Below are 6,946 nucleotides of genomic sequence, written 5' to 3'. Positions count from 1 at the left end.
CTGAACCTGAACCTGAACCTGCTATGCAAGATCAAGATAGCCATCTCATGGTTTTTGATGCGGAAGGTGGTCAGCTGATTGGTTTAGAGCAGGCTGAATCTCAAACAGTAAGTTTTGATATTACTCAGTCAGATGATGTACTCGTTTTTCCTATTGAGCAAAATTCTCAGCAAATTGTGCGGGACGATGCAACCAATCAATTAGTTGATCAGTCAGAAGCTTCTATGGTTTCTGAATCTGAAATCATTGAGCCTCTTTTAGAAAAGGCTGTGGCACAGGTTGCATCGTCTCAACAGCAAGATGTTGAGATAAATAACTTAATGCCACAAGATATTTTGAAGCTTCCAGTGCAGGTGCTCGAAGGTGAATGGAATTTAGAAAAGTGGGAATATTGGTTTAGAAATAGTGAACTTTCGCCAGCTGTTCAAGAGTTAGCCCAACATGGTGTGATGACAGGACAGATTGATGGTGCATCTGTATTTCATATTCCGCAAGAATACGAGGGAATGTTGACTCAGTTACAACATGCTTTAGAAAGTGCTTTGAAAGAAAATTGGATCAATACTCAATTTTCGGTGAAGTATGGGCAAGTTGATTCCACCACACCATTTGCGATGCAGGCTGTACGTAAGGAAAAAGCATTTCATCGAGCAGTGAACTTGTTACAACAAGAACCAACGTTGAAAGGTTTGATTGAAACCTTTGATGCGGAATTACAGAATATTCAGTTAAAGCCCTAAGGTAAAAGCAAAGGTGAAATCTTAATTTCCCTTTGCTCCATATATGCTTATTGCACTAATAAGTAGTTTGTAAGGACATCACGCATTTCTTGAGGAATCGCGGTGCTCTCTCGATTCTCACGATCTACAAAGACATGCACAAAATGACCTTGCGCAGCAGCTTGGGTTTGTCCTTGCTTGAAAATAGCGAGTTCATAACGAAGTGATGAATTGCCAACTTTTCCAATCGCTACACCCACTTCAATCATTTCTGGAAATGATAGCTCTTGTAGAAAACTACATGCAGAATCAACCACTAAACCAATAATTTCACTGTGATGAATATCGAAACCTGTTTTTTGAATTAAGAGAGAATTGGCTGCTGTGTCAAAATAACTATAGTAAGTAACATTATTGACATGACCATAAATATCATTGTCAGCCCAGCGAGTCTGAATTGGAAAAAAGAACTTAAATTGTTCGCGGGTTTTTAAAATAGGTTTACTCATGCGTAAATCGCCTGATAAATGTTGAAAGCGTCCTGTTCTGTCATTTCTCTTGGATTGTTCTGGAGCAGTCGAGTCTGTAACATTGCATCTTTAGCGAGTTGTGGAAGCTTAGCTTCAGGTACATCGAGCGCTTTTAATTTCAAAGTTAGACCACTTTGATCGAGATGGTTTTGCATATGATCAATGAATAGATCGCAGAGGCCATCTGTGCACCCATTACTCCTTGGATCCATGAGTTGCATCAATTCAGCATAGTATTGCTTTGCCTTTGGTGCATTAAATTTTAAAACTTCAACCAGTACTAATGCATTGGTATGACCGTGCGAAAGATGAAAATGCCCACCTAATGGATACGCAAGGGCATGTACCGCACCAACAGGTGCATTTGCAAAAGCCTGTCCTGCCAACATTGATCCCATCAACATATTTTGACGAGCTTCAAGATCACTTCCATCTTTTAAGACTTTTGCTAAGTTGTTGTTGAGCAGTTTTAAAGCATTCTTCGCCAGTATATCAGCATAAAAGTTCTTTTTAATATTTGAGGTATAAGCTTCAATTGCATGTACCATTGCATCAATTCCTGTTGCTGCTGTGATATGCGCCGGTAAGCCTTGGGTAAAAGTTGCATCTAAAATAGCGACATCCGCGTATAAAACAGGTGAAACAACGCCCATTTTGGTTGTTGCGCCAGTTGTGACAATTGAGATCGGTGTGACTTCTGAACCTGTTCCTGCTGTTGTTGGAACCAGCACAAGAGGCAAACGTGGTGCTTTAGCTTGGTTTACGCCGTAAATATCAGTTAAAGCTTGCTGTTGTTGCGGGTGCGCGAGGAGGGCGATGATTTTCGCAACGTCCATAGAGCTGCCACCACCAAAACCAATAATGACATCAATTTTTTCTTGTTTTGCAAAATCGACTGCTTCTAAAACAATATGTTCTGGCGGATCGGCTTGAATATCTGAGTAAATAATATGCTCAACACCAATTTGATTCAAAATATCAACAATTGGCCAGTGAAGTTGATGTTGAATCATGCCAGCATCAGTCACTATCAGGGCTTTATGATAGTTTTGTTGAGTTAAAATATTTTTAAGTTCTTGTATGGAACCAAGCCCCGAGATGATATTGGGAACAGTTTGAAATTGAAATGGGTTCATACATACATCCTTATGTTTTGAATTTGTTCACACTTTATAATTGATCAATTACATCATGAGATAAAATGTTAACAAACCCTAATAAATACAACATTTTTATATGAAGTGACTATAGGTTTCATTGTGCAAATAACTTAACATAAGACGCTGTAAAAAAGTGTAGATTTGAGGTGAATATGCCATCCAAAACGCCATATAAGGTGTTGTGTGTTTGTTTGGGAAATATCTGTCGTTCTCCTACGGCTGAGGCCATTCTTAAACATTATTGTGATGCGCATGGTTTAGATGTAATCGTAGATTCGGCAGGTACAAGTAATTACCACCCGAACAAAGCACCTGATATTCGTAGTCAAAAGCATGCTGCGCAACGTGGTTATGATCTTTCGACACTACGTGCAAGACAAATCACAGCTACAGATTTTACTGAGTTTGATCTGATCCTTGCGATGGATCATGAAAACTTTGATGATATTCAGACTTTATTACGAAAAGCAATTCATCAGTATGGTACACATCAAATCCGGGCGAAAATCGCTTTGATGAGCGAACATGATCCAAACTTTAAGCAACAAGCCATTCCAGATCCATATTATGGTGGCGCTGATGGATTTGATCGGGTACTGGATCAGTGCGAGTCAAGTAGCCAAGCATGGATTGAAGCTTTTAAACAACATTTGAATGTAGGGCAATAGGATTCTATTTACATGCATGTACAACAGCAGGTTCAGCTTAAAGCGTTAAATACTTTAAATCTTAATGCCATCGCTTCACATTATATTGAGATTCACCATCCAAATGATATTGTTGATGCTTTAGCCTTCGCAGAACAACAATCTTTGAATGTTTTAGTGTTGTCTGGCGGTAGCAATGTGTTATTGCCCCAACAAATTGATGCTTTAGTCCTGCATCTCAATATTCAGGGTGTTGATGTTATTGCCGAAGATGAGCGTAGAGTAACTGTTCAAGTTGGAGCAGGTCAGGTATGGCATGATTTTGTCTTATATAGTACGCAGCAGAATTGGTTTGGTTTGCAAAACCTTGCGTTGATTCCTGGCTTAGTTGGCGCATCGCCTGTGCAAAATATTGGTGCCTATGGTGTCGAAGCTGGAGAATTTATTGATTCAGTACAAGTATATGATCGTGAGCTAAAACAATTTAGCTCGATCGTTGCTCAAGATTGCCATTTCTCTTATCGGCACAGTATTTTCAAAGATCATCCGAATCGCTATATCATTGTTGCTGTGACTTTTAAATTATTAAAGCATCCTGATTTGAAGTTGAATTATGGTGATTTAAAGCAAGCAGTAGGTGATCTCCTGACTGCTGAAAATTTGCAGAATCAAGTCATTCATATCCGTCAGAGCAAACTTCCAGATCCTAAAGAATTTCCAAATGTCGGGAGTTTCTTTAAAAATCCAATTGTTACGCAAAGTGACTTTGACAAAATTGCACAACAATTTCCAAACATTCCTCATTATCCACAACCAAATAGCAATGTTAAAGTGGCTGCGGGTTGGCTGATTGACCAAACTGGATGGAAGGGTAAACAGTTGGGTTCAGTAGGTATGTTTCATAAGCAAGCATTGGTTTTGGTCAATTATGCTGATGCTACACTGAATGATGTTCGGAATACCTATCAAGCTGTACAAAGTGATGTAAAACAAAAGTTTAGTATTCGTTTAGAGCCTGAACCTGTGTTATATAATGAGCAGGGTTTAATTCAAGCTCATGGTGAATGAGGAGATTTATGGCTAAAGTACATTGGATGGTCAGTTTAGTACGAGTAATTACAATTTTATTCGTACTTTTAGGCTGTTTTGTGCTTTTTTTATATTCACCATTTTACTCACAGTTTGTCGTGAAAGGGTTGAATTATTTTGTTCCTGTAGATGTCAATGAAGTTGCTGCTGAAAGCCAAAAATCAGCAGCATTGAGTGAACATGAGACCTTAGAGCCTGGTTCAGATCTTTGGATTGCGCGGCAGGCTTATCTCAAATTGATGGAAAAAACTTTTCAGTCAGAAAAACCAGAAGATTTAAGATTGATACAAGCTCGTTATAAGTTGCTACAGCAGCTTATTAATGAAGAGCAAGAAAAAGAGAATGAAGAAGCTGAAAAACTTAACATTCCGATGATCAATCAACCAGCTGAACAAGACCAAGAAAGCTCAGCGGTAGCAGCAAGTACACCACTTGATTTTTTAAAGTGGAATACACCAGATAATCAGGCTTTGATGGAAAAATATGTTTCTTTTTTAGAAACATTTCCAATCGAGTTACCTGTTGAAGATGCTGAAAAAGATGAAACTAATAAAGATTTAGTCGAAATCAAAAAAAATAAAGATGGTGTAATCGAGACCAATAGCTCATCTAAGCCTTATGCAATTGTTGTGTTGGGTGGTGGTTTAACGCTCGGTGCAAATGGTAAAGACATCGTAGTAAATAATTACACTCGGTTACGCTTAGAAAAAACGCTTGAAGTTGAAGAGAAATATGATTTACCGATTGTGCTGAGTGGTGTCGAAGCACCATATATGCAGGCGTGGTTAAAAGAGCGTGGAATAGAGGCAAAATTACTTGAAAATCGAAGTATGAATACCTGCGAAAACTCAAGATTTAGTTCTTTATTACTTCAGAAAAAAGGTGGTGCGCCAACCGTGATCTTGATTACTGATGAATACCACATGCCTCGTACCCGTCGTTTATTTGCATTGAATGGAATAGAAACGGTGCCTGTGATCGCACCAATGCCTACGACTTTAACTCAATGGCGTCCAAGCGAGCAAAATTATGATCATAGCCGCCGTGCGAACTATGAAATGCTTGCTACGATTCGTGATATGTTGTTTGGATCAAGTGATTGTCGGGAGGTACCATAATGTCGAATATTCCTTTTTTAAATCCGACAATTTTAAAACAGCTTGATTTACCTGTTCCTAATCGTGAAACGACACCTCAAGTGCTCGAACCTTTAGATTTATCAAAAAAAAGTGAGGTTTCATTAGCGCTACAAGCTTATCGCAAACTTTATGGTTTGCATTTATTGGACTGTGAACATTGGCAAGGCTATGTAGAAATGCCTTTGTTTCGACTCCATGTGCAAGTATTTCAGCCAAAGCAACAAAAAATACAAGGTACCGTTTGTTTATTACATGGTTATTTAGAGCATAGCGGAATTTATCAGCCGATTATCAAAGAAATATTAGATCAAGGTTTTAGTATTGTTACTTATGACCTTCCTGGGCATGGTTTAAGTAATGGTTCACCTGCGAGTATTCAGAATTTTGATCATTATCAACAAGTTTTACATGCTGTTTATGATGCAGTTAGAGGTGCAAAGCAGTTACCAAAGCCGTGGTTGGGTATAGGGCAAAGTACAGGTGGTGCGATTTGGATGCACCATTTGTTAGAGTTTGCTGAACGCAGAGAAGACCCGATAGTTGACCGTGTTTTGTTACTTTCTCCCTTGATACGCCCTGCAAAAACAGCATGGTGGCATAATTCTGTTGGTTTGGGGATTATTCGTCGAATAAAAAGCCAAGTTCCGCGCCATTTCCGTCGTAATAACCATAATCCTGAATTTCTACGTTTTGTTCGCTTAAAAGACCCATTACAGCCACGGATGATGGGGATGGATTGGATTCTAGCAATGTCAAAATGGATGCTTGAAATGGAGCATCGGCCAGCTTGTAGAATTCCTGTCTGGTTAGCGCAAGGAGCGTTAGATCAAACTGTAGATTGGCGTTATAACATCGAATATATTCGCCGAAAATTTAGATTACAAACATTGTTGATGTTAGAAGAAGGTTCGCATCAATTGATTAATGAGCGTGCAGATATTCGTGCAGCATTAACTGGTTTAATCCCTGCATTTTTACATGCTAAACCAAATAACTATTATTATTAGACTACTTTTTAACTGAATATCAAAATGATAGAATCCCTAACATTATAAAAATTATCAATAAATTATATGTTGGGGTTGTCATGTCAAAATCGATAGCACAGATCATTTATGCTTTTTGCTTTATGAGTTTCTGTTATTCTGCCCATGCGCAAGAATTATATAAGTGCGTTACCAATCAAGGGACTTCGTATCAAAGTAGCCCTTGTTCAGCAAAAGCAAGTCAAAAAATTGCATGTACTGGTTCTGCTGCTGATGGATTCAATGGGGAGTGTGAATCGCTTGAACAGCGACGTATGCAGGCAATTTCAAATGAAAAAAATGCATATACGCAAGATTTAGCGAGTAACAACACTAAAGTTTCAGCAAAACGATCTGAATTTCAAAGAGCTATGGTACAGTTCCCAGAGTGTAAACAACGTATTATGTATATGGAGCGTCTGGCTCGTTATTCGAGTCATCCGACGCAAACCCTTGAAAATAATAGTCGATTATATGCTGCAAGAATTTGCACTGATGATGGGAGTGTTTATTTGAGCTGTAATGCAGCAACAAATACATTGCTTACTCAAACTAACCCGACATGTTCTTTGAAACGTAAGAGATAAATGTCTATAGGATTTATTTTTTAATCAACTCAATTCTCATTAGAAATTGA

The 6,946-nt window shown here is 38.5% G+C and carries 7 protein-coding genes and 1 pseudogene; 6 read left to right on the top strand and 2 right to left on the bottom strand.

What is annotated here, in order from left to right:
• Positions 1 to 740, top strand: a pseudogene (locus IO68_RS27100) (DNA polymerase III subunit gamma/tau); the annotation flags it as partial.
• Between the two features lie 47 nt (positions 741 to 787).
• Here IO68_RS27100 and IO68_RS27095 read toward each other — a convergent pair.
• Together IO68_RS27095 and IO68_RS27090 are read right to left on the bottom strand one after the other, a co-directional pair.
• Positions 788 to 1,228, bottom strand: coding sequence for an acyl-CoA thioesterase (locus IO68_RS27095; protein ID WP_023013602.1), 441 nt, complete (start codon positions 1,226 to 1,228; stop codon positions 788 to 790).
• Entirely contained in the window at positions 1,225 to 2,385 is a 1,161-nt protein-coding gene (locus IO68_RS27090) for an iron-containing alcohol dehydrogenase (RefSeq protein ID WP_023013601.1), read from the bottom strand. Before IO68_RS27090 ends, IO68_RS27095 begins: the two co-directional genes overlap by 4 nt.
• 176 nt (positions 2,386 to 2,561) lie before the next feature.
• On the opposite strand from IO68_RS27090, the gene IO68_RS27085 reads away from it, so the two are divergent.
• The 5 genes from IO68_RS27085 to IO68_RS27065 all read left to right on the top strand — a co-directional run bounded on the left by IO68_RS27085 (position 2,562) and on the right by IO68_RS27065 (position 6,896).
• Positions 2,562 to 3,077 (top strand): low molecular weight protein-tyrosine-phosphatase, encoded by a 516-nt coding sequence (locus IO68_RS27085; protein ID WP_023013600.1) that lies wholly within the window; start codon positions 2,562 to 2,564, stop codon positions 3,075 to 3,077.
• Positions 3,078 to 3,089: 12 nt separating this feature from the next.
• Positions 3,090 to 4,124 carry a UDP-N-acetylmuramate dehydrogenase gene (gene murB, locus IO68_RS27080; RefSeq protein WP_023013599.1) on the top strand — a complete coding sequence of 345 codons (1,035 nt, stop codon included), beginning with the start codon at positions 3,090 to 3,092 and terminating at the stop codon, positions 4,122 to 4,124.
• 8 nt (positions 4,125 to 4,132) lie between these two features.
• On the top strand, positions 4,133 to 5,263 hold the full coding sequence (locus tag IO68_RS27075) for a YdcF family protein (protein WP_023013598.1): 1,131 nt from the start codon (positions 4,133 to 4,135) through the stop codon (positions 5,261 to 5,263).
• Positions 5,263 to 6,291, top strand: a complete 1,029-nt coding sequence (locus IO68_RS27070; protein ID WP_023013597.1) for an alpha/beta hydrolase — start codon at positions 5,263 to 5,265, stop codon at positions 6,289 to 6,291. The genes IO68_RS27075 and IO68_RS27070 overlap by 1 nt, the downstream gene beginning before the upstream one ends.
• Before the next feature lie 80 nt (positions 6,292 to 6,371).
• Entirely contained in the window at positions 6,372 to 6,896 is a 525-nt protein-coding gene (locus tag IO68_RS27065) for a DUF4124 domain-containing protein (RefSeq protein ID WP_004879256.1), read from the top strand.
• The last annotated feature ends 50 nt before the right edge of the window (positions 6,897 to 6,946 follow it).

Source organism: Acinetobacter sp. COS3, from assembly GCF_000475335.1.
GTDB lineage: Bacteria > Pseudomonadota > Gammaproteobacteria > Pseudomonadales > Moraxellaceae > Acinetobacter > Acinetobacter venetianus.
Note: the sequence above shows the minus strand (reverse complement) of the source record. Positions and strands in the feature narration are given on the sequence as shown.

Excerpts from the sequence above, each read along its gene's own strand:
- IO68_RS27095 (WP_023013602.1), bottom strand. The coding sequence starts at position 1,228 with ATGAGTAAACCTATTTTAAAAACCCGCGAACAATTTAAGTTCTTTTTT.
- IO68_RS27090 (WP_023013601.1), bottom strand. The coding sequence starts at position 2,385 with ATGAACCCATTTCAATTTCAAACTGTTCCCAATATCATCTCGGGGCTT.
- IO68_RS27085 (WP_023013600.1), top strand. The coding sequence starts at position 2,562 with ATGCCATCCAAAACGCCATATAAGGTGTTGTGTGTTTGTTTGGGAAAT.
- murB (WP_023013599.1), top strand. The coding sequence starts at position 3,090 with ATGCATGTACAACAGCAGGTTCAGCTTAAAGCGTTAAATACTTTAAAT.
- IO68_RS27075 (WP_023013598.1), top strand. The coding sequence starts at position 4,133 with ATGGCTAAAGTACATTGGATGGTCAGTTTAGTACGAGTAATTACAATT.
- IO68_RS27070 (WP_023013597.1), top strand. The coding sequence starts at position 5,263 with ATGTCGAATATTCCTTTTTTAAATCCGACAATTTTAAAACAGCTTGAT.
- IO68_RS27065 (WP_004879256.1), top strand. The coding sequence starts at position 6,372 with ATGTCAAAATCGATAGCACAGATCATTTATGCTTTTTGCTTTATGAGT.